Source organism: Nonlabens sp. MB-3u-79 (assembly GCF_002831625.1).
GTDB lineage: Bacteria > Bacteroidota > Bacteroidia > Flavobacteriales > Flavobacteriaceae > Nonlabens.
Genome location: NZ_CP025116.1, coordinates 3,031,817 through 3,053,753 on the forward strand (window position 1 = coordinate 3,031,817; position 21,937 = coordinate 3,053,753).

General features: G+C 37.4%; 20 protein-coding genes. 11 read left to right on the forward strand and 9 right to left on the reverse strand.

Annotated features, from left to right (window positions below):
- Nucleotides 1-81: 81 nt before the first annotated feature.
- Nucleotides 82-612, reverse strand: coding sequence for a peptide-methionine (R)-S-oxide reductase MsrB (msrB, locus tag CW736_RS13385; protein WP_101014854.1), 531 nt, complete (start codon nt 610-612; stop codon nt 82-84).
- A 397-nt stretch (nt 613-1,009) separates the two neighbouring features.
- Between msrB and purE the strand changes: the two genes are divergently transcribed.
- From purE to CW736_RS13410, 5 genes are all read left to right on the forward strand, one after another.
- Complete coding sequence (purE, locus tag CW736_RS13390) at nt 1,010-1,504, forward strand: 5-(carboxyamino)imidazole ribonucleotide mutase (RefSeq protein ID WP_101014855.1); 495 nt, start codon at nt 1,010-1,012, stop codon at nt 1,502-1,504.
- Nucleotides 1,497-1,736, forward strand: coding sequence for a hypothetical protein (locus CW736_RS13395; RefSeq protein WP_101014856.1), 240 nt, complete (start codon nt 1,497-1,499; stop codon nt 1,734-1,736). The genes purE and CW736_RS13395 overlap by 8 nt, the downstream gene beginning before the upstream one ends.
- An 82-nt stretch (nt 1,737-1,818) precedes the next feature.
- Nucleotides 1,819-3,882, forward strand: a complete 2,064-nt coding sequence (locus CW736_RS13400) for a M3 family metallopeptidase (protein WP_101014857.1) — start codon at nt 1,819-1,821, stop codon at nt 3,880-3,882.
- Nucleotides 3,883-4,060: 178 nt separating this feature from the next.
- Complete coding sequence (locus tag CW736_RS13405) at nt 4,061-4,624, forward strand: sigma-70 family RNA polymerase sigma factor (protein ID WP_101015144.1); 564 nt, start codon at nt 4,061-4,063, stop codon at nt 4,622-4,624.
- Nucleotides 4,625-4,628: 4 nt separating this feature from the next.
- Entirely contained in the window at nt 4,629-4,874 is a 246-nt protein-coding gene (locus CW736_RS13410) for a hypothetical protein (protein WP_101014858.1), read from the forward strand.
- A gap of 115 nt (nt 4,875-4,989) precedes the next feature.
- Here CW736_RS13410 and CW736_RS13415 read toward each other — a convergent pair whose 3' ends face one another.
- Nucleotides 4,990-5,844 (reverse strand): hypothetical protein, encoded by an 855-nt coding sequence (locus CW736_RS13415; protein ID WP_101014859.1) that lies wholly within the window; start codon nt 5,842-5,844, stop codon nt 4,990-4,992.
- Between the two features lie 158 nt (nt 5,845-6,002).
- On the opposite strand from CW736_RS13415, the gene gcvP reads away from it, so the two are divergent.
- From gcvP to CW736_RS13430, 3 genes are all read left to right on the forward strand, one after another.
- Nucleotides 6,003-8,843 (forward strand): aminomethyl-transferring glycine dehydrogenase, encoded by a 2,841-nt coding sequence (gene gcvP / locus CW736_RS13420; RefSeq protein ID WP_101014860.1) that lies wholly within the window; start codon nt 6,003-6,005, stop codon nt 8,841-8,843.
- A 911-nt stretch (nt 8,844-9,754) separates the two neighbouring features.
- On the forward strand, nt 9,755-10,813 hold the full coding sequence (locus tag CW736_RS13425; protein ID WP_101014861.1) for a 3-oxoacyl-ACP synthase III family protein: 1,059 nt from the start codon (nt 9,755-9,757) through the stop codon (nt 10,811-10,813).
- Nucleotides 10,814-10,998: 185 nt separating this feature from the next.
- A complete protein-coding gene (locus tag CW736_RS13430; protein WP_101014862.1) occupies nt 10,999-12,174 on the forward strand; it encodes a cytochrome-c peroxidase in 1,176 nt (391 codons plus the stop codon).
- 105 nt (nt 12,175-12,279) lie between these two features.
- Here CW736_RS13430 and CW736_RS13435 read toward each other — a convergent pair whose 3' ends face one another.
- Nucleotides 12,280-13,005, reverse strand: coding sequence for a peptidylprolyl isomerase (locus CW736_RS13435; RefSeq protein WP_101014863.1), 726 nt, complete (start codon nt 13,003-13,005; stop codon nt 12,280-12,282).
- Between CW736_RS13435 and CW736_RS13440 the strand changes: the two genes are divergently transcribed.
- Nucleotides 12,996-13,643: an NUDIX hydrolase gene (locus tag CW736_RS13440; RefSeq protein ID WP_232735369.1), complete on the forward strand. Its 648-nt coding sequence runs from the start codon at nt 12,996-12,998 to the stop codon at nt 13,641-13,643. The two genes, CW736_RS13435 and CW736_RS13440, sit on opposite strands and share 10 nt — an antisense overlap.
- Nucleotides 13,644-13,704: 61 nt before the next feature.
- Nucleotides 13,705-14,508: a lysophospholipid acyltransferase family protein gene (locus tag CW736_RS13445; protein ID WP_101014864.1), complete on the forward strand. Its 804-nt coding sequence runs from the start codon at nt 13,705-13,707 to the stop codon at nt 14,506-14,508.
- Nucleotides 14,509-14,576: 68 nt separating this feature from the next.
- Here CW736_RS13445 and CW736_RS13450 read toward each other — a convergent pair whose 3' ends face one another.
- The 4 genes from CW736_RS13450 to CW736_RS13465 form a co-directional block, all read right to left on the reverse strand.
- Entirely contained in the window at nt 14,577-16,214 is a 1,638-nt protein-coding gene (locus CW736_RS13450; protein ID WP_101014865.1) for an ABC-F family ATP-binding cassette domain-containing protein, read from the reverse strand.
- A gap of 192 nt (nt 16,215-16,406) precedes the next feature.
- Complete coding sequence (locus tag CW736_RS13455) at nt 16,407-17,576, reverse strand: THUMP-like domain-containing protein (protein WP_101014866.1); 1,170 nt, start codon at nt 17,574-17,576, stop codon at nt 16,407-16,409.
- Nucleotides 17,577-18,677 (reverse strand): AI-2E family transporter, encoded by a 1,101-nt coding sequence (locus CW736_RS13460; protein WP_101014867.1) that lies wholly within the window; start codon nt 18,675-18,677, stop codon nt 17,577-17,579.
- A gap of 3 nt (nt 18,678-18,680) precedes the next feature.
- Nucleotides 18,681-19,322: a DUF4159 domain-containing protein gene (locus tag CW736_RS13465; RefSeq protein WP_101014868.1), complete on the reverse strand. Its 642-nt coding sequence runs from the start codon at nt 19,320-19,322 to the stop codon at nt 18,681-18,683.
- A gap of 127 nt (nt 19,323-19,449) precedes the next feature.
- Here CW736_RS13465 and CW736_RS13470 point away from each other — a divergent pair, with 127 nt between their 5' ends.
- A complete protein-coding gene (locus CW736_RS13470) occupies nt 19,450-20,214 on the forward strand; it encodes a DUF1223 domain-containing protein (RefSeq protein ID WP_101014869.1) in 765 nt (254 codons plus the stop codon).
- On the opposite strand, the gene CW736_RS13475 is transcribed toward CW736_RS13470, so the two are convergent.
- Nucleotides 20,201-20,908, reverse strand: coding sequence for a 16S rRNA (uracil(1498)-N(3))-methyltransferase (locus tag CW736_RS13475; protein WP_101014870.1), 708 nt, complete (start codon nt 20,906-20,908; stop codon nt 20,201-20,203). The two genes, CW736_RS13470 and CW736_RS13475, sit on opposite strands and share 14 nt — an antisense overlap.
- Nucleotides 20,908-21,924: a tRNA (adenosine(37)-N6)-threonylcarbamoyltransferase complex transferase subunit TsaD gene (tsaD, locus tag CW736_RS13480; protein WP_101014871.1), complete on the reverse strand. Its 1,017-nt coding sequence runs from the start codon at nt 21,922-21,924 to the stop codon at nt 20,908-20,910. The genes CW736_RS13475 and tsaD overlap by 1 nt, the downstream gene beginning before the upstream one ends.
- Between the last annotated feature and the right edge of the window lie 13 nt (nt 21,925-21,937).

Sequence of the window (21,937 nt, forward strand, 5' to 3'; positions counted from 1 at the left end):
TTCCGCTTTCGCGAAAGCGGAAAAAAAATAAAGCTCCTTAACTAAGTCAGGAGCTTTTATAAATCTTACGTTATACAGCAACTATTTTCTTAAGGCTGGCAGCGCTTCTCCTTTAGGAACAAAGTCTAAAGCCACACCATTAATACAATGACGCTTCCCTGTTGTCTTTTTAGGTCCATCATTAAATTCATGACCTAAATGACTGCCACAAGTATTGCATTTCAACTCTGTACGCGCATAACCTAACTTATAGTCTACATCGCGTTCTACTTGTCCTTCAACAGCTCTGTCGTAACTAGGCCATCCTGTACCCGAATCAAATTTGTTCTCGTTTTCATAAACAGGTGCAAAACAAGCTCCACAAATAAGGGTTCCTGGAGCATACTGTTTATTCAGCGGACTCGTATTTGGTCGTTCTGTCCCTGCTTCTCTTAATACATTATATGCTGCAGGTTCCAAAAGTTCTTTCCACTGGGCGTCTGTTTTGGTAATTTGATATTTTTTTCCTTGCTGTACTTCTTCATTAGAAGAATTCAAAGCTATCTCTTTAGGAGTGTTTCCACAAGAAACTGCTACAAGTGCTATTACGGCGATTACTATCTGTTTGATCATCCTATTTTTATTTAAAGTAAAAATACGCAGTAAAACAATTGTAGATGTTGCAATAATGTTAAGTATTGTGTCAATGATATCATAAAGTGCTAGTTCCAAACATTCTATAAATATCTAGGAATTCATGTGCGATACCCTATTGAAACAAGCATAAAGAAGATCTAATTGGAATACCTAGCGATCAATAAACTTGTAAGCTGGCGTCCTATGAGAAAGTTGAAATTAAAAGGCAGGGCTTGTGGGATCTTCTCGTAGGCTATAATCCTTACACTAAGATCAAATCAAATTAGGTAGCAAAGCCTTTCGGCTAAGACTTCAGGTGATGGAAATATTAGCAATTAATAAATTCAAAAGCAAAGCCTTGAATTTATAATAGGCAATTTTGTAATTTTACACAATGAATAAAAAAGTAGCTATTATCATGGGATCTACGAGCGATCTTCCCGTGATGCAAGACGCCATAGATGTTCTTAAAGAACTAGATATAGAAATTCAAGTAGATGTGGTTAGTGCTCACCGCACCCCAGAAAAGATGTTTGAGTTTGGTAAAACAGCTCATGAAAATGGTATTGCTGTAATTATAGCAGGGGCTGGTGGAGCAGCGCATTTACCTGGAATGGTAGCGAGCTTATCGCCACTACCAGTAATAGGTGTACCAGTAAAATCCAGCAACTCTATAGATGGCTGGGATAGTATTCTTTCTATTTTACAAATGCCAGGTGGCGTTCCTGTGGCAACGGTTGCTCTAAATGGAGCGAAAAATGCTGGAATCCTTGCCGCACAAATTATAGGTGCTACACAAGAAGATGTGAGGTCTAGAATCATTTCTTATAAACTAAGTCTTAAAGATAAAGTCATTCAGGCTGCTGCAGAAATGCAAAAAAATGTCTAAAATCTACCAAGTCGCCTCTGTTATGACCATAGCAGTAACCTTATTATGGTTTTGCTATGCAATGATGCAACGACATCCAGAGAAATGGCAATTTCTAACCGCTGGTGGCGTTCATTTTTTAATGTCTATCATCATCAATAGGCAGTTTATACAAAAAAACCGCAACTACCTAGGTATCATTCACGGCATCTTGATGGTGTCCTTTTTTGGTTTCGGTTATTTCTTCCTTTAAATAATTTGTTTAACGTTCATGATCAAAAGTTTAACAAAATTGTGATAAACAATTGCTCTTGGACCTTTACTTTTACATACATATGAGCATTCAGAATAATCCATTATTACAAAAGTTTGAAACTTTTAATGACACGGCTCCTTTTTCATTGATAAAGGAATCTCATTATGAGTCTGCTTTCGCGAAAGCGATACAACTTGCAAAAAAAGAAATCGATGCCATCACTGAGAATACGGCAAAGCCTACGTTTGAGAATACGATAGAAGCTTTAGACAGCTCTGCAGAGTTATTAGGACGTATTTCCAGCATCTTTTTCAACCTCAACAGCGCAGAAACCAATGACGAAATTCAAAAAATTGCTCGTGATGTAAGTCCGCAATTATCTGAATTTGGTAACGATGTGATCCTTAATGAAGCTCTTTTTAAAAGAGTAAAAACTGTTCATGAAAATAAAGCTTCCTTAGATTTAACAGAGGAACAAAAGACATTGTTGGACAAAGAGTACAAACGTTTTTCTCGCAATGGGGCCAACCTTACGGAAGATAAAAAGAAACGTTTAAGAGAAATAGACAACCAGCTTTCACAATTGTCTTTAGATTTTGGAGAGCGCGTTCTTGCAGCAACTAATGTTTATGAACTGCACATAGAAGAGGACTCCAGATTAACAGGCTTACCAGAAAGTGCTAAAGAAGCTGCTGCCGAAGCAGCAAAGGAAAAAGGTAAAGACGGTTATCTTTTTACTTTAGATTACCCAAGCTACATTCCTTTTATGACTTATTTAGACGATAGGAAATTGCGAGAGGAGCTGTCAAAGGCATTTGGTGCAAAAGCTTATAAAGACGAGTATGATAATCAAGAAAATGTTTTAAAGATTGCGCAGCTTCGTTACGAAAGAGCACAGTTATTAGGTTATCAAACTCATGCACATTTTGTTTTGGAAGAACGAATGGCAAAAACACCTGAAATGGTCAATAATTTTTCTCAAGAGATTCTTGAAAAAGCGACACCTGCAGCACAAAAAGAATTTGATGAGCTTACTAATTTTGCCATCTCGGTTTCTAATCAATCAGAAAACTCAGAATCCATTACCAAATTAGAGAAATGGGATGCTGCTTATTATTCAGAAAAATTAAAGCAACGTCTTTTTGACTTGGACGATGAGCTGTTAAAACCATATTTTAAATTAGAGAATGTGATCAATGGTGTTTTTGAAATCGCCAGTCGTCTGTACGGACTTAGTTTTGAAGAAACGACCGAAATAGAAAAATACCATCCAGATGTTTTTACCTATGTGGTAAAAAATGAAGACAATACATTAAACGCTATCTTCTATGCCGACTTTTTCCCGCGCAAAGGAAAACGCAACGGTGCCTGGATGACTTCTTTTAAAAACCAGTGGCATGATGAGGATGGTCACAACATAAGACCACATATATCTAACGTATGTAATTTCACTAAACCTACAGCTACTAAGCCGTCACTCCTTACTTTTAATGAAGTAACTACTTTATTTCATGAATTTGGCCATGCTCTTCACGGTATGCTAGCAGACACGAAGTACAGAAGTCTATCGGGAACATCAGTATTCTGGGATTTTGTTGAACTACCGAGTCAAATTTTAGAAAACTGGTGCTATGAAAAAGAAGCTCTAGAAATTTTTGCAAGACATTACGAGACAGACGAAGTGATACCATCAACATATATTGATAAAATAAAAGCTGCGGCAAACTTTCAAGAAGGTTTACAAACGTTGAGACAACTTTCTTTTGGAATGATGGATATGAGTTGGCACGGAATTGATCCTACAGGGATTACAGATGTCAAAGCTCATGAGAGAAAAACATTTGATCAAACCGATCTATACCCAGATGTAGCAAGCAGTTGTATGAGTACTGCTTTTGCACATATTTTTCAAGGGGGGTACAGTGCAGGATATTACAGTTATAAATGGGCAGAGGTACTCGATGCAGATGCTTTTGAAGTATTCCAAGAAAAGGGAATTTTTGACAGAACAACGGCAAAGAAATTTAGAGATAACGTACTCTCTAGAGGAGGAACTGAAGACCCAATGTTATTGTATACTCGTTTCCGTGGAAGCGAACCTAAAATAGATGCTTTATTAAAAAGAGCTGGATTAGTGGCTTGATGACATGTATAAGTGATCAATTATAACTAAACAACGACTTAGATCGTTGTTATAAAAAGAATGCTGGAGGTGGGATTTATTCAGCCTCTAATAAAATCAATGCCGAACAACTCGATTGAAAAATTGATAAAAATTTAAATAGATTCCGTAAAGAATGCGGGGAAAAATAGAAAACCAATTGCCAGAAGTTAAATTAATACCAGAAAAATGGGTAGACCGTTACGGTGATTACCTTTTCAACTTTACCATAAGTAGGGTCAATGACCCTATTATGGCCCAAGATCTTGTGTCTGAAACTTTTCTTGCTGGTTTAAAAAGTGCCCACCGATTTAAAGGAAATTCTACAGAGCGCACTTGGTTAATTTCTATTCTCAAACGTAAAATAATCGACTATTATCGCAAGATTAATTCCAATAAGGGTAAGTCTGAAGTGCGCATGAGTTATCTTTCCAGTAGTGATCAAGAAGGCGACTGGATGGAAGAACAAGCGGCAGACCTACGCAATCCTAATGTGGAAGATATGATTGAACAACGAGAGCTAGGTGATGCTCTTGAAGAATGTATCGCTTGTTTACCTGAGCGATATGCCACTATCTTTGTCCAAAAAACCATTGATAATTTGGAAACCGAAACAATATGTAAGGAACATAATATCACGGCGTCCAATCTTTGGGTGATCATTCACAGAGCTCGAGTACAGCTTATGGAATGTCTCAATAATAAATGGCACAAGAATAGTTAATCTAATGAGTAGATTTTTCATCAATTGCGATCAAGCAAGTATATTAAGTACACGAGAACAATATGGCGACCTTAATCCTAAGGAAGCTTTTCGTCACAAACTACACAGAGGTCACTGTATAGGCTGTCGCTCTTTTCATAAAAACAACCAAGGTTTCCAACGCAAACTGAAAGGTCTTAGATGGGTGGCTTTAACAATAGCTCAAAAACAATCTATTAAAAAATGTCTTGCTGAGGCCCTTTTGAAGTAGTTTTAATTCCTGTATTCTTACCTAATGATTTCGTAGACATTCCTGCATTGGAAGCATCTAATTAAATTACTTTTGAGAGCGTTCATTCTAACGCTGCTCAGCAATAGAGCCGCCTTTAATTTAATAAGAGCAGCAATCCGAGCCACAAAACCGGAATTGCCTCCACAAAGAAACTGGTGTAATAATCAGATTTAAATACATCAGAAAACCAGATGGATACAGCTATAATTGGCACTACTATATAGGTACTTACAGCCCATATATTTGTTGCAAACCCAAACTGTATAATCTCCATTACTAAGTAAATTATACATAGGGAAACGCCTAATAATTTGGTGCGATGAATCCCTATCAGTTGTGGAAGTGTTTTAAGCTGAGGAGAATCATATTGCAAATCCCTTATTTCAAAAGGAATACATAGAGCTATGATCAATAAGAATAATTGAACTATATCTAGTCCATAAAGCCACTTGACAGAATCTGTAATAGGAGAAGCTAGAGAGTCATACGAATACTCAAAATTTACATAAACTGATTTCAAAGGAAGAAAACAAATTATAATGACCCATGAAATCGCTACCAGTACCAACTTGATAATAGGTACTTGTCTTAAGTTGTGATGCCTTATCAATGGAAATGCATAGAAAACAGAAAAAGCACTGGCTATAAAAACCATCACAGCAGTCCATAAACTATCGCTAATAATTAAATAAGCCGCAATACCACTAGCGGTTGCTGTAATAGTTATGATAGCTGTTTTAAAACGGAAATATTTTCTTTCCAAAAGCAGCGCTGCATATTTTATAATGTTATAGCCTATAACCACTCCACAAAAAATAAGAAGTAGCATCGCATCATCCAACTTTATAAAGTTCCTAAAATGGAACGCTAGAAACAAGGCCACAAAGCAAAAAGCCACATGAAAACTACTCCTTATATAAAAATCTAATAGCGTTTGAAACCCCTTCATACGGCAAATGTAAACCTGATAGTTAATAACTAAGCAAAAAGCGTTGAGAAATCATTTATTTAGTAACTAACTCTTGTTAGTTAGGCCATCATAAACGACTACTTTTGCAGAGAATTCAGCAAGAATTCAATATCTTAAATATAGACCACATAAGTACTATGAATACAGATCGTTTTGCCCTAAGACATATCGGACCTCGCGAGGAAGACCTTGCCTCCATGCTTGAAACAATAGGTGTTGAATCTATTGACCAACTAGTTTATGAAACTGTACCAGAAAACATACGCCTTCAACAGGATTTACAATTAGATCCAGCGATGAGTGAGTATGAATTCCTGAGTCATATCAATAAATTAGGTAGTAAAAATAAACAATTTAGAACCTATATAGGTCTTGGTTATCACGCCCCTATTACACCGGCTGTTATCCAAAGAAATGTTTTAGAAAATCCAGGTTGGTATACCGCTTACACTCCTTATCAGGCAGAGATTGCCCAAGGACGTCTAGAGGCTTTATTGAATTACCAGACCATGATATCAGACCTTACTGGTATGGAATTATCTAATGCATCCCTACTAGATGAATCTACAGCTGCTGCTGAGGCGATGACCTTACTTTTCTCTGTTCGTGACCGTGCTCAGAAGAAAGAAAATATAGTAAAGTTCTTTGTAGATCAAGATACTTTACCACAAACTAAGGAACTTTTGAAAACTCGTGCTATTCCTCTAGGAATTGAGTTGGTAGAAGGAAACCCTGAAGACATGGATTTTAATGATGGTTATTATGCCATTTTATTACAATATCCTGGTGCGAGTGGAAATGTCGTAGACTATACCGCTTTCGCGAAAACTTGCCAAGAAAATGATATCCGTATAGCAGTAGCTGCAGATATACTTTCCCTTGCATTACTAGAAGCTCCAGGACATTGGGGAGCAGATGTAGTAGTAGGAACAACACAACGTTTTGGTATTCCATTAGGTTATGGTGGACCACACGCAGCCTACTTTGCAACACGTGAAGAATTTAAAAGACAAATTCCAGGACGTATCATAGGTGTAACTAAAGACACCGATGGAAAACGTGCCTTACGCATGGCGTTACAAACGCGTGAGCAACACATTAAAAGAGATAAAGCGACTTCAAATATTTGTACCGCACAAGTATTACTTGCTGTAATGGCCGGTATGTATGGAGTATATCATGGCCCACGTGGCTTGAAGTTTATTGCAAACAAAGTTCACGCTCAAACAGCTACTCTTGCAGACGCTGTTGAAAAATTGGGTATTTACCAAACCAATACTAACTTCTTTGACACCTTGAGTTTCAAAGTAGATGCGGCAGCGGTTGAAAAAGAAGCCTTGAAATTAGAAATTAATTTCTATTATCCTGATGCCAACACGGTTCAAGTTTCTTTAAATGAAACTACTTCTTTGGCAGACGTGAATGATATTGTTTCCGCTTTCGCGAAAGCGGTCAACAAAGACTTCTCTCCTATCACAGAGTTATTAGAGAAAACACATTTAGGAACAGGTCGTCAAACGGAATTCATGACCTATAAAGTATTCAACTCTTATCATTCTGAAACAGAGTTGATGCGTTACATCAAAAAATTAGAGCGCAAAGATTTAGCATTGAATCACTCGATGATTGCACTAGGTTCTTGTACGATGAAATTGAACGCTGCAGCCGAAATGTTGCCTCTTTCAAATCCGCAATGGGGAAATATTCACCCATTTGTACCCCTAGATCAGGCCGAAGGTTATCAGCAAATGTTGAAGAAACTAGAATTGCAATTGAATGAAGCAACTGGTTTTGCTGGAACTTCACTGCAACCTAATTCTGGAGCGCAAGGAGAGTTTGCAGGTTTAATGACCATACGTGCCTATCATATATCACGAGGTGATGAACACAGAAACATCTGTTTGATTCCGTCAAGTGCTCATGGAACAAATCCGGCGAGTGCAGTAATGGCTGGAATGAAAGTAGTTGTGACTAAAGCACTAGAAAACGGAAACATCGACGTAAAAGATTTGCGTGAAAAAGCAGAGAAATACAAAGACAACTTAAGTGCGTTGATGGTGACTTACCCATCTACTCATGGAGTTTATGAAAGTGCCATTCAAGAAATTACAGGACTCATCCATGAAAATGGTGGTCAAGTATACATGGATGGAGCTAATATGAATGCACAAGTAGGATTAACAAACCCTGGAAACATTGGTGCAGACGTTTGTCACTTAAATTTACACAAAACTTTTGCCATCCCTCATGGTGGTGGTGGACCTGGTGTAGGACCTATATGTGTGGCACCACAACTGGTTCCTTTCTTACCTACTAACCCTATCATACCTACTGGTGGTGCTCAAGCAATCTCTCCTATTAGTGCAGCCCCTTTCGGTAGTGCGCTAGCCTGTTTGATTTCTTATGGTTACATCTGTATGTTAGGCGCTGAGGGCTTAAAAAGCTCTACCGAATATGCTATTGTAAACGCCAATTATATCAAGGAACGTCTGGAAGGTAGTTATGCTTGTTTATATGTAGGCGAAAAAGGTCGTGCTGCTCACGAAATGATTATTGACTGTCGTCCATTTAAAGACCACGGTATTGAAGTAGTAGATATTGCAAAACGTTTGATGGATTATGGCTTCCACTCTCCTACCGTATCTTTCCCAGTAGCGGGAACAATGATGATTGAGCCTACAGAATCAGAATCTAAAGAAGAAATGGATCGTTTCTGTGACGCGATGATTTCCATTAAAAAAGAGATTGATGCAACTTCTGCAGACGAGCCTAACAACCTGCTTAAGAACAGTCCGCATACCTTACAAATGATCACTGCAGACGAGTGGGATTTCCCATACACAAGAAGTCAAGCGGCATATCCTTTAGAATATGTCTCTGACAATAAATTCTGGCCTACCGTACGTCGTGCAGACGATGCTTATGGAGACCGTAATTTGATGTGTACTTGTGCTCCTATGGAGGAGTATATGGATTAATCGAACTTGAACATCTGATTTTCCTCACTCGATGCGGAAACTGCTAGTATAAGATTCAGTGTTCGGAAACGTTCTCGACTCTCGCTCGAACTGACATTAAAAACCGAATCAACTTTTGTTGATTCGGTTTTTTATTATCTTCATTTAATTAGGAATTGGAATTATGGTTTAGCTCATCGTTGTTTAGCTAAAAGAAACTATTTTAAGTGGTTTATTTATCATTAGTGTCCGATAAAGTTTTTCCAATACCGTTAAACATGCTGCCATTGAAGAGTTTCAAAAAAAACATTTATACAACCACCATGCTTTTGTCGTTCTTCATTATTTATGAAATGAATGCGCTTAGAATAGGAATAAATCAAATGATGATTACTGTTTTTTAGTTAGTTATAGTGTAGTCTATATGCTATAATCTTAGAGCGCAGCGATCTATGATCTTTTCTCAGACATTAGTGTTTATTTAGATACCTTACCGATTATGATACTTTTCATAATTATTGCCCTTGCTTTAATTTCTGTTACAACCGCAACTTTACAGAGTTGTGAAGAAATCATTGAATTTGTCGAATCAGAAGATTATGGAGTAGTAATCGTTATTCGAATTTGAAAGGATGAATTTAAAAATTCTAGCAGCAGTTGATCATCTATTTTAAATGGTTAAGCGAACCAAAAAAGCTCAAAAAATGTACTCTATCAAAACATAAAAAGCGTGTTGCTTTCTTTAGCTTTTATACCGATAATTCTCAAATAGCGTCTTTACTATTCATTGCATTATATAATTCTCAATAAAACCACTTGAAAATTTGATGATTCTCAATAAAATAAAAAACACCACATATTCCATGGGATTTTATTAGGAACAAACCATATAAATCACTTTTTTTGTTACTTCTAAGATAGAAAACGGCTGCATGAGAGCAAAAATTACTGGAGTGGGAAGTCACATTCCTGATGTTGTGAGAAAAAACGAGGAGTTCATGAATCATGAATTCTTGAATAATGATGGAAGTTCCTTTGGTAGCGATAACGCTATCATCATACAAAAATTTGTAGCAATCACAGGTATTGAAGAGCGCAGGTACATGAGCAAAGAACTCCTGACCAGCGATATCGCTACCTTTGCCGCGCAAAAAGCAATTGCAGATGCTCATTGTGATCCAGAAACTATTGATTTTATAATCGTAGCACATAATTATGGTGACGTAAAACCAGATGGCGGTTCTAGTGATATGGTTCCTAGTCTTGCCAGTCGCGTAAAGAACAAACTGGGAATAAATAATCCTAAATGTGTTGCTTATGACCTCTTATTTGGTTGTCCTGGCTGGATTCTAGGTGTTACTCAAGCAGACTCTTTTATCAAATCTGGACTTGCTAAAAAAGTACTAGTCATAGGTGCTGAAGCTTTATCTCGCGTCGTAGATCCTCATGATAGAGATTCTATGATCTATTCTGATGGTGCTGGAGCAGCTGTATTAGAACCTAGTCATGATGAACATGGTATTTTAGGACAGGCAACAGCTACTTATACAGAAGAAGAAACCTATTTTATCTTCAATGAGATTTCTTATAATAAAGTTCTAGAAAACAAAACCAAGTACATTAAAATGCACGGGCGTCGTATTTACAACTTTGCGCTTTCTAAAGTCCCTGAGGGAATGAAAGAAGCAATGGATCAAGCTGGTGTAGATATTAAAGATCTTAAAAAGATTTTTATTCATCAGGCTAATGAAAAAATGGACGAAGCTATCGTCCATCGTTTCTACAAACTCTACGGTATGGAAGTACCTAAAGACATTATGCCTATGGTCATTCACAAATTAGGAAACAGCTCTGTAGCAACAGTTCCTACGGTGATGGATCTTGTTATACGTGGAAAAATGCCACAACACAAAGTAGAAAAAGGAGATGTAGTTATGTTTGCTAGTGTAGGTGCTGGTATGAATATCAATGCGATCGTGTACAGGTATTAGGTTTGTTTTTCTGTTGTTCTGGAAATTTAGCTAACTGTAGCCCCTTTTTATCTGTGAAAAGTCATTTTAAAGGAATCCTATTAGATGCAAAGACAGGTTCTAAAACAGGTTCTAAAAATAAAATATTAACATTTATTTAAACCTTTTCATGAATTGGAGGTCTGATCTATAAAGACCCCTTTTTTATGAAAACTATACAGTTGTTTGCATTCCTAATACTAAGCACTTCTTTCATAACTTCTTGCAGTGAAGAATCAGATTATACCCCTATCAACGCGTCCAGTATATTAAACTTACCTGAAGCTCCCTATAATTACACCGATATAAATATACCTAATCACTTGTCCAATAATGTACTTATGGGTATGGGACAAAATGCAGCGATTGATAATGACAATACGCCTACTACTAATCCGACGACTAACGAGGGGGCTACGCTAGGACGGGTTTTGTTTTATGATAAAAACCTAAGCACCAATGGAACTATCGCCTGTGCCTCTTGTCACATACAAGCTGAAGGGTTTTCAGATAGCAGAGTTCTCAGTATAGGTTTTGACATAGCAAGTACAAGAAGGCATTCTATGAGTCTCATTAATGCGCGGTGGTATGCGAGAGGACGTTTTTTCTGGGATGAAAGAGCAGCTACTCTGGAAGAACAAGTCTTAGAACCATTTCAAGATCCAGTAGAAATGGGAATGACCTTAGCAGAAGTTGTGACCAATGTTCAAAATCAAGAATTCTATCCACAACTTTTTACGAATGCATTTGGCACTGAAGAGATCACATCAGATAAAATATCAAAAGCCTTATCTCAATTTATTAGAAGTATAGTGAGTGTTTCTAGTAAATACGATACTGGTAGGGCTACAGTTAATATACCTAATACCAACTTCGCTAATTTTACTCCAAGTGAAAATAATGGTAAGAGTTTATTCTTTAGACCCAAAGCGGCTGGGGGCTTAAGCTGTATAGGCTGTCATTCTACGGAGGCTTTTATTAATCCTAGTGCAGGAGCCACTAATAATGGTCTGGACTTAGTCTCCACTGACGATTTAGGTGTTTTTGAGGCTATAGCTAATCCTCAGTTTTTAGGGGCATTCAAAGTACCCTCATTAAAGAATATTGAACTCACCGCACCATACATGCATGACGGCAGGTTTGCCACACTTCAAGAAGTAGTGGAGCATTATAATAGTGGTGTACAAGACCACCCTAATTTAAGTAACAGCTTGAAAGATCCAAATGGAATGCCGCAGCGTCTCAACCTTACAGATCAACAAATAACAGATGTTGTGAATTTTCTAAAAACCTTAACCGATACCGATATTACTGCAGACCCAAAGTTTAGCGATCCATTTTAATACAATACGGACTAACTTCAATGATTGACCTCCATATACCTGTAGAAGGAGCCTCCCCTATTTTTAAACTAAACGTTGATCCTATCAGTATAACAGGGAAAGAATCTAATAAACGACCTCCATATCTATAAAAATATCATCTTTAGGCCAGTCGCTATCATCCCTCGGCACTCTCGCAATTTGATCTGCGATTTCCATTCCTTTTGTAACCCTACCAAATATGGTATGCTCCTTATCCAGATGTGGCGAGGAATTTAAAGTGATAAAAAAATCAAACGGATCGTGCCAGTTCTGAGGATTATCAATCCATTGTTTGGCACTGCTTAAAGAACCTCTTTCATGCTTCACCCCTGGCAAAAAATGTGGTGGCAATTTATAATTACCCGCACTCGCTCTTTTCAAAGACGGTAAGACTTCATCACTATTTCCAGCTTGTATTACAAAGTCTTCTACTACTCGATGAACATAAGTACCATTAAAATATCCGTTTTTTACTAGGAAAATAAAGCTACCCCTGTAAATAGGAGTCTCTGTAAACAGCTCCATTTCTATGATTCCATAGGTGGTTATTAAACGTACTCTGGTCTCGGGGTTTTCTTTAGCATACCTCGTAAAAAACACCTGTACACTGTCTTGTGGTATGTACGCAAGCAAGGTGTCACCGCTGGTAGAAATCTGGCGTTTGTATGTTTTTTCTAGAATACGCTGCTCCTTTGTTAATCGTTTTACCGTATCCTGTGCTTCTTCTTTTATGATTTTTTGAACTTGTGGAGTATCTTTACAAGAGAAACAACACCACACCAGTATTAAAACGAGGAAAATTGACTTCATTTGATGATTTTTTGAATCAGCTATCAAAGCTAAAGAAATTACCACTTCCAGGCATAGAATCACAGCTTAAAATGGCTGCGGTACAACGCTTGGATGAAATGCAGCGCATTACTTTAGAGGATCGCACTCCAAAAGAAGCCTCTGTAATGATGTTGATTTACCCAAAAGGTGATATTCCGCATTTTGTTCTTATTGAGCGCACAACATCTACTGGCAAGCACAGCGGTCAGATTGCTTTTCCTGGCGGTAGAAAGGAGAGGAGTGATCATGACCACAGTGTGACCGCTTTACGTGAAACAGAGGAGGAAATTGGAATAGACAGGAACGATCAACACTTGATCATGCCGTTGACTTCTATTTACATTCCTCCAAGCAATTATATGGTTTATCCTTATCTCGCTTTCGCGAAAGCGGAATTAAAATTCACCCCTCAAATAAGCGAAGTAAAATCTGTGATCGAAATAAAACTTTCAGAATTGCTGGACCATAAAAACCAAAAACGTACGGTATTATCAACCAGTTATATGAAAGAAGTGAGTGTGCCTTGCTTTTACTTCGGGGAGGTGATGGTCTGGGGAGCCACGGCAATGATGTTACAAGAAATAAAAGATGCTTTTATCGCTGCGGAGTTTGAGTAGGCACTGCCTTAATTTAAAAAGCTATTCTTATATTTGTTAATTCTATAAAATTTAAAATTACATGGGATTATTTAAAGAAAATCCTTTTGGCCATATCTTATTTTTAAAAAAATGGCTTATACGTATTGCTGGAGTATTATCTCACCGACGTTATCGAGGCTTTAACGAGATGGAAATTGAAGGCAGCGAGATTATCAGAAACCTACCAGAAACGGGGGTTTTGTTTGTTTCTAATCATCAAACCTATTTTGCTGATGTGGTCAGCATGTTTCATGTTTTCAATGCTTCTTTAAAAGGAAGGGATGACAGCATTAAAAACGTAGGCTACCTCTGGAATCCTAAACTTAATATCTATTACGTTGCTGCCAAGGAAACCATGCAAAGTGGCTTATTACCTAAAATATTTGCCTATGCTGGTGCCATTACCGTAGAGAGAACATGGAGAGCAAAAGGAGAAGAAGTGAGTCGCTCTGTAAATCCAGACGACACTAAAAATATAGGCATTGCATTAGAGGATGGTTGGGTGATCACTTTCCCACAAGGAACTACCAAACCTTTTAAACCCATCAGAAAAGGTACTGCCCACATTATTAAACAATACAAACCTATTGTTGTGCCTATCGTAATTGACGGTTTCCGTAGGAGTTTTGACAAAAAAGGACTGCGCATCAAAAAGCGTAATATTCTTCAATCCATGGTAATTAAGGAACCTCTTGAAATCGATTATGAAAACGACTCTATTGAGAAGATTGTAGAGCAGTTGGAATATTCCATCGAGCAACACCAGTCGTTCTTAAAAGTGATTCCTCTAGAAGAAGTTGAGGCACAAGAAGAATTGAACAAAATGCGTAAGTGGGAGTACTAGAACTCTGTTAATGATCTGATCGCTTTAACACTATACTATAGGTATAAAAGCATACTTTCAATCCTACTCTATTGCATCAAATTAATGTCTGCTATACTCTTGATTCTATTGCGTTCTAAAAAGGCATCTATAGTTTCAAAATGCTCCATCACTCGTTGTTGTTTAAATTCAAACACCTTTTCAGAAAGTCCTTGAAGAAAATCACGGTCATGAGAAACTAAAATCAATGTCCCATCGTAGGTGGAGAGTGCTTCTTTGAGCACGTCTTTAGACTTGAGGTCCAAGTGGTTGGTAGGTTCATCGAGAATAAGCAAGTTCACAGGCTCTAGAAGTAACTTTACCATGGCGAGTCTTGTCTTTTCACCTCCAGAAAGAACACCCACTTTCTTTTCTAGATCATCACCACTGAACATAAAGCGACCCAAAATATTCTTCATTTGAGTGCGTATATCACCTTCTGCTACTTCATCAACCGTTTGAAAAATAGTAAGGTCTTTAGCTAGCAACGCCGCTTGGTTTTGTGCAAAATACCCCACCTTAATATTATGTCCTAACTGGCAGGTTCCATCTACTTCTATTTCTCCTAAAATCGCTTTTATCATGGTAGATTTCCCTTCACCATTGCGGCCTACAAAAGATACTTTCTCCCCTCGAGCAATAGACATGTTAGCATCCTTAAAAACCACATGATTCTCATAAGACATGGACACATCTTTTACGGTCACTGGATAATCTCCAGATCGAGGCGAGGGAGGAAAACGCAGCTTTAAAGCACTGGTATCTACCTCATCAATTTCGATAATTTGTAATTTATCCAACATCTTCTCACGAGAAGATACTTGATTTGTTTTGGAATAAGTTCCTTTAAAACGCTCTATAAAAGTCTTATTATCGGCAATGAATTTTTGCTGTTCTTGATAAGCCTTTATCTGGTGAACTCTACGCTCTTCTCGCAATACCAAGTAATGAGAATAGGTGGCTTTATAATCAAAAATACGCCCCATAGTTACTTCAATAGTACGATTGGTAATCGCATCAATAAATGCTCTATCGTGAGAGATAACCATTACTGCATTAGCTTTATGGACCAAAAAATCTTCTAGCCATATCACCGATTCAATGTCGATATGATTGGTAGGCTCATCGAGTAAAATCAAATCTGGTTTTTGAAGCAATATTTTAGCCAGCTCCATACGCATGCGCCATCCACCACTAAACTCGGCAGTCTGCCTAGTGAAATCTTCTTGTTTAAAGCCTAATCCTTTGAGCGCTTTTTCAACTTCAGCATCATAATTGACCTCTTCTAGAGCATAGAATTTGTCTCCTAACTCGGTCACCTTTTCTATGATTGCCATGTACTGATCACTTTCATAATCTGTTCTTACGGTAAGCTCGGTATTGAGACGCTCCATCTCTTCCTTCATAGCAAAGACTTGTTTAAAGGCTTTGGCAGCTTCTTCAAAAACAGTACAATCGTCTTCAGTGAGCAAATGCTGTGGTAAGTAAGCGATCACCATATCTTTAGGGGCTCGTACATGTCCACGAGTGGCTGTTTGTTCCCCGGCGATGATCTTCATCATCGTAGATTTTCCTGCGCCGTTTTTCCCCATCAATGCTATTTTATCGGTAGGATTGATAACAAAGGAAACATCGCTAAATAAGGTAGTACCGCTAAATGCTACGGCAAGATTATCTACTGTGATCATGATCTGTTTTTAGAAGCTGCAAAAGTAAGAACAAAAGAAGAGAGAATATATAGCGCTAACTAAAAGAAACGATAAACAAGAGACGAGAGACGAGAGTAAAGTTAATGAAGCAGCCTTATCATTTTTGAGAAGTCAAGGATGCAAAGTATGAAAAAGCACCAACTCTTCAAGCGGCTATGTCTCCAAAAAAACTCAAACTTTAACAGCCTCAATAACAATAGCTCCTAATTCCTGCGCACTTGTAAAAAACAAATAGTCACTTTCGTGTTCAGAAAACCGGTATTTCTTGCGCAGCTGCGCTACCGTTTCTTTGTTGTTGCGAGTGACGATTGCTCTAGCACTTTTAGCATAAAGCCTTTTTAATATTTTGGGTTTGTTTTGAGAAACCTTTTTAATTTCAAAAACGCGACCAGGGAAATCAAATAAGTTTTCTGAAGTAAATAAGTGGGCATCTTGATCCAACTTTTGCAAGGCATATTGCTGCATTAGGGAATCAAACTGTTGGGATTTCATAACAGCAGCGTTAGGCTCATACAGGTATTTTTGAGGCTTGGAGTAAGTAGTACTGTACTGTACTTCCAGAATGCTTTTAAAAATGGGTTGATCTGTCAAAAGGTTGACACAGGTTAAACTGACCTGACTTACCTCTTCCTTGGTTAAAACCCAAAGCAATTCTTTGACTTCATTTTTTACCGCCACGATATGTAAAGAGCTCACCTTTTCTAATTGTAAGATACCTGCGGTAATATCTAGCATGGGAGATGTTTTGATCATGACCCTTTTACCTCTATCGAGTAATAACTCTAAGTTTTCAATCACATTAGGCTCGTAGTCTTTTAACAAGATTGCCTTCGTGTGTGTCGCTGTTTTTCTACTGGGATCTAAGTAAATTAAATCATAAAACTCTTGATTTGCTCTAACAAATTGAATTCCGTCACCTTGAAATGACATCGTTTGAAGTTCTTGTACTTTAAATGAATGTTGTGCGTATTCCTGCAAAGATTTAGAAAGTTCTATATGGGTTGTTGAGGAGCAGGCTTTCGCGAAAGCGGAAACGTCAATACCAAATCCACCCGTAAGATCAATCATGCTATCGATCTGATACAGTTGCGATTTGTAGACAGCCGTTATTTCGGAACTGGTTTGCTCTAAATTTACTTTAGGCGGATACATGATTTGATGATTCTCAAAAAGAGAAGGGAATTTATGACGCGCCTTCTGCAAGCCTACTAATTGCTGTGTGAGTTCCTGATTGGAGACCCTGTCAAAAGGATGCTTCTGGAGCATAAAAGCCGCTGCAGTCTCTTGCAAATGAGCTTTTAAATAAGTGTCTATTTCTGTTCTTATGACAGCCTGATTCATCTATAAATTTTGAGTCAGTTTCTTAACGATCTTGTATTCGCTTAAAAACTCCTTAGAGATCACTTTAATAGCGGTATACGTAGGCACAGCTAAAACTAAGCCTAGAATACCAAATAAAATTCCAGCCACCAGAATGATGATGAAAATCTCTAGAGGATGTGATTTTACACTTTTTCCAAATATCAACGGCTGATTTAAAAAATTATCGATCGCCTGTACAAATCCGTAGCCTATAACTATAATGATTAATTTAGGAAGAATGATATCAGAAAAATTAGAACCTAGATTATCACTAATCACAAAAGCAGACATCAATACATATCCGATTGCAGGACCCAAATAAGGGACTAGGTTAAGCAATGCACAGAAAAAGGCGATAATGATCGCATTCTCCACTCCTACGATAAACAAAATGATGCTGTACAAAACAAATAATATAATGACCTGAAAAACCAATCCTATAAAATATCTAGAAAGCAGTTGCTTTATTTTAGTAAATGCTCTTAAAAACTGACTTTCATTTCCTTTTTTAGAAAACACTAAAACTCCTTCTAATAACAGTCGGCTGTCCTTAAGAAGGAAAAATGTAATGAATAATATGGAGAATAGCCCTATTGCAAAACTACCTAAAGTTCCAAAAAAACCATTTACAAACTGTGGAATAAGATCTATGTTCAGATTCTCATAATAATCCATTTGTTGAAGTCGCTCCAGAATATTAACTCTTTGAATACCAAAATAATCACTGATTTGCTGATTGAGAATTTCTACATTTACTTGCAGCTCTTCAAGATCTATTTGACTTAAGTTTTCACTTTGCTCCGTAATCACTGGTATCATCAATAGTATAGCTCCTATAATGATCATAAAGAGTATCAATAGAGTCACTATGACAGCAATTGTATTATGAAGTTTCAACCTATCGCGCAATAGTAGCACAATAGGCCTTCCTATCAATGAAAGTACCGCCGCAACACCTATATAGGCTAGTACTGACTGTATCTCCCACAGGAACCAAAAAAGGATTAAGGTTCCAAAAATAATTCCTAAGGCTCTTAGAATACCAAAAGCTATTGATTTTGAATGTAATGCTTTGCTCATAGCTTAGTTGGTAAAAACGTATTTGATAATATTTGCTCCCATATCTAGGGCTTTTTTGCGTACCTCGGGTGGATCGTTATGTACTTCTGGACTTTCCCATCCATCACCTAAATCACTCTCATAGGTAAACAATAAAACTAACCTTCCCTCATGAAACAGACCTTTAGCTTGCGGTCGTTGGCCTTCATGCTCATGAATTTTAGGCAAGCCTTTAGGGAATTTTACATACGTACTAAAAATAAGATGTGAGGCGGGTAATTCCACTAATTCTTTTTGAGGGAATAATTTAATAAGCTCTTTATTCAGATAAGGTTCCATTCCATAATTATCGTCTATGTGAAGGAAACCTCCACTTAAAAGGTAATTTCTCAAGTTTTGAACATCTGCTTCATTAAAAACAAGGTTACCATGTCCTGTCATATGAATAAATGGGTACTGAAAGATATCTATACTACTGGATTCTACGGTTGCTACCTCTGTATTTAATCGGGTGCCTATATGATCGTTACAATAGCTTATTAAATTAGGAACCGCAGTAGGGTTAGCGTACCAGTCGCCACCACCGTTGTATTTTAATACCGCTAGTTGTTGCGCATAAACATTACTCAGAAGCAACAGGCAGATGAAAAGGAATGCTTTTTTCATAAGTTAGCAAATTACAAACTTATCTGACATTAATAATTAATGTTGATTATTAATGTGTAAATAAAACATAATTTAATATGATCACAAGGTTAAGTTTTTATATTTAAGGTTCACATATCCCTTTGTTATGTATCTACTACCATCTTATAAAGTATTTATTCCCCTATTAAGCTTATTTGGAGCTTTTACTATACTGGCATTTCAACATGCTGAAAATAGTTCAGAGCCTATCACAGGGACTCCACAAAAGAACCCAATCGTTTTAGAGCTATTTACTTCTCAAAGTTGTCCAACTTGCGAAAATGCTGACATTCTTGCTAATACCATTAAAGATTATAAGAACGTAATCGTCTTGTCATATCATATAGATTACTGGAATCAACTAGGGTGGATAGATACATTTTCAGACGCAAGCCATACCGATTACCAACGCAATTATGAAAGAAGATTTGATCGCAATTCTTACGCGCCTCAGATGGTATTGAACGGTAGATCTGAATTTGATGGAGCAAATGTTAGGTTACTTAACTCTTCTTTAAAAGAACAAAGTACTACAGAAAAACTACGTACTCCTCAAATTAATAGAAATGAGAATAAATCTGTAAGCGTGTCTTATGATTTTTTTACAGAAAAAAAATATGATAAAGCTTACGCATTGCTCATCATAGATTCTTATGATGTAGCGATTGATAATGGTCCCAACATAGGTAAATTGATGACCAATACCAATATTGTTATTAACCGAGCACCTCTTCAACTGGACAGCTCTAAGGGGAATTATACTTTTGAATTAGCTCCCAATGTAAAAGAAACTGATCAATTTAAAGTTGCTATTATTCTACAGGATAACAACTTGAATATTGTAGGAGCCTCTGTATCTAAGATTCAGTAATACTATTAAAAATAGCAGCGGTGTAAACACCTGCGGTCTCTGTACGCAGCCTTTTAGTTCCTAAAGATGTAGGTATAAAGCCGTTTTTTAAGGCCATTTCTATTTCGATTAATGATAAGTCTCCTTCTGGACCTATAATCATGGTGAGATCTTGATCTTTATGTAAGAGTTGAGAAAGCATCTTCTTATCTGTTTCTTCACAATGCGCAATACCTTTTACTCCCTTTAGATCTGCTTTTATAAAATCAGTAAATGGAGTAAGCTCTTCTAAAACTGGAAGATAAAACTGATTGCTTTGTTTCATTGCACTGATTAAAATCTTCTGAAATCGAGCTGAATTTATTTTTTTACGTTCGCTATGCTCACATAGTAAAGGGGTTATTTTTGAAATCCCCATTTCTGTAGCTTTTTCTAGAAACCACTCCATACGATCGTTCATTTTAGTGGGTGCAATAGCGATATGTAACTGTGACGTTGGTGGAGGATACGCTTTCGCGAAAGCGACATCTATATTACATTTACTACTGGTCACAAGGCTTATCGTGCCATGGAATAGATTTCCTACTCCATCTGTGATATGAACTTGATCACCTGCTTTTTTACGCAACACCTTAGTCATATGGGTGGCTTGTTCCTTATCAAGTTCCAGGCTGTTGGATTCTGGAGATATACTGGAATAATAAAATAATTGCATTAGAGCTCTATTCTAGGTGAAGCAGCAGTTTCCATTCCTGCGGTGTAACCTTCTAAAAATTTATAATATCCAGAAATCCCTATCATAGCGGCATTATCTGTGGTATATTCAAATGGAGGGATAAAGGTATTCCAGCCCATTTTATCATAAGACACCAACTTAGCTCTTATTCCAGTATTAGCACTCACACCACCACCTATAGCAACAGTTTTTATTCCAGTTTGCTGCACTGCCTTTTCGACTTTTTGGAACAATATCTTTATTAAAGTAAATTGAATACTGGCGCAAATATCATAGAGGTTTTCTTTGATAAAATCAGGATTATTCTTTTGCTCTCGTTGTATGAAATACAATACAGCAGTTTTAAACCCACTGAAACTGTAATTTAAATCCGGCGCTTTAGGAACAGGGAATGGAAACTTCTTAGGATCCCCTAGTTTTGCAAGTTGATCTATTTGTGGGCCTGCAGGATATCCCAATCCCAGCATCTTACCACTTTTATCAAAAGCCTCTCCTATCGCATCGTCTTGTGTAGTTCCTATCACTTCCATTTCATGGTAATCGGTCACTTTTACAATTTGAGTATGTCCACCACTTATAGTCACTGCAAGAAAAGGAAATGTAGGTTTTTCTTGACCAGTATCAATAAAGTGTGCTAAAATATGCCCCTGCATGTGATGTACATCGATAAGAGGTATATCTAGTGCCAGCGCTAAAGACTTTGCAAAACTCGTTCCTACCAGAAGACTCCCCATAAGTCCAGGACCTCTTGTAAAAGCAATAGCGCTTAAATCTTCTTTTGTGATACCTGCCTTTTTTAATGCTTGATCTACCACTGGAACTATATGCGATTGATGCGCCCTAGAAGCAAGCTCAGGTACTACTCCTCCGTACTGTCGGTGTATTTCTTGACCAGCAACTACGTTGGATAAGACTTGATCATTTTTAAGAATAGCGCAAGCAGTATCATCGCAGGAGGATTCAATTGCAAGAATGTAAGAATTTTGTGTCTGCATGAAGGCTTTAAGG

Coding starts and splice junctions, on each gene's coding strand:
- msrB (WP_101014854.1), bottom strand. CDS start 612: ATGATCAAACAGATAGTAATCGCCGTAATAGCACTTGTAGCAGTTTCT.
- purE (WP_101014855.1), top strand. CDS start 1,010: ATGAATAAAAAAGTAGCTATTATCATGGGATCTACGAGCGATCTTCCC.
- CW736_RS13395 (WP_101014856.1), top strand. CDS start 1,497: ATGTCTAAAATCTACCAAGTCGCCTCTGTTATGACCATAGCAGTAACC.
- CW736_RS13400 (WP_101014857.1), top strand. CDS start 1,819: ATGAGCATTCAGAATAATCCATTATTACAAAAGTTTGAAACTTTTAAT.
- CW736_RS13410 (WP_101014858.1), top strand. CDS start 4,629: ATGAGTAGATTTTTCATCAATTGCGATCAAGCAAGTATATTAAGTACA.
- CW736_RS13415 (WP_101014859.1), bottom strand. CDS start 5,844: ATGAAGGGGTTTCAAACGCTATTAGATTTTTATATAAGGAGTAGTTTT.
- gcvP (WP_101014860.1), top strand. CDS start 6,003: ATGAATACAGATCGTTTTGCCCTAAGACATATCGGACCTCGCGAGGAA.
- CW736_RS13425 (WP_101014861.1), top strand. CDS start 9,755: ATGAGAGCAAAAATTACTGGAGTGGGAAGTCACATTCCTGATGTTGTG.
- CW736_RS13430 (WP_101014862.1), top strand. CDS start 10,999: ATGAAAACTATACAGTTGTTTGCATTCCTAATACTAAGCACTTCTTTC.
- CW736_RS13435 (WP_101014863.1), bottom strand. CDS start 13,005: ATGAAGTCAATTTTCCTCGTTTTAATACTGGTGTGGTGTTGTTTCTCT.
- CW736_RS13445 (WP_101014864.1), top strand. CDS start 13,705: ATGGGATTATTTAAAGAAAATCCTTTTGGCCATATCTTATTTTTAAAA.
- CW736_RS13450 (WP_101014865.1), bottom strand. CDS start 16,214: ATGATCACAGTAGATAATCTTGCCGTAGCATTTAGCGGTACTACCTTA.
- CW736_RS13455 (WP_101014866.1), bottom strand. CDS start 17,576: ATGAATCAGGCTGTCATAAGAACAGAAATAGACACTTATTTAAAAGCT.
- CW736_RS13460 (WP_101014867.1), bottom strand. CDS start 18,677: ATGAGCAAAGCATTACATTCAAAATCAATAGCTTTTGGTATTCTAAGA.
- CW736_RS13465 (WP_101014868.1), bottom strand. CDS start 19,322: ATGAAAAAAGCATTCCTTTTCATCTGCCTGTTGCTTCTGAGTAATGTT.
- CW736_RS13470 (WP_101014869.1), top strand. CDS start 19,450: ATGTATCTACTACCATCTTATAAAGTATTTATTCCCCTATTAAGCTTA.
- CW736_RS13475 (WP_101014870.1), bottom strand. CDS start 20,908: ATGCAATTATTTTATTATTCCAGTATATCTCCAGAATCCAACAGCCTG.
- tsaD (WP_101014871.1), bottom strand. CDS start 21,924: ATGCAGACACAAAATTCTTACATTCTTGCAATTGAATCCTCCTGCGAT.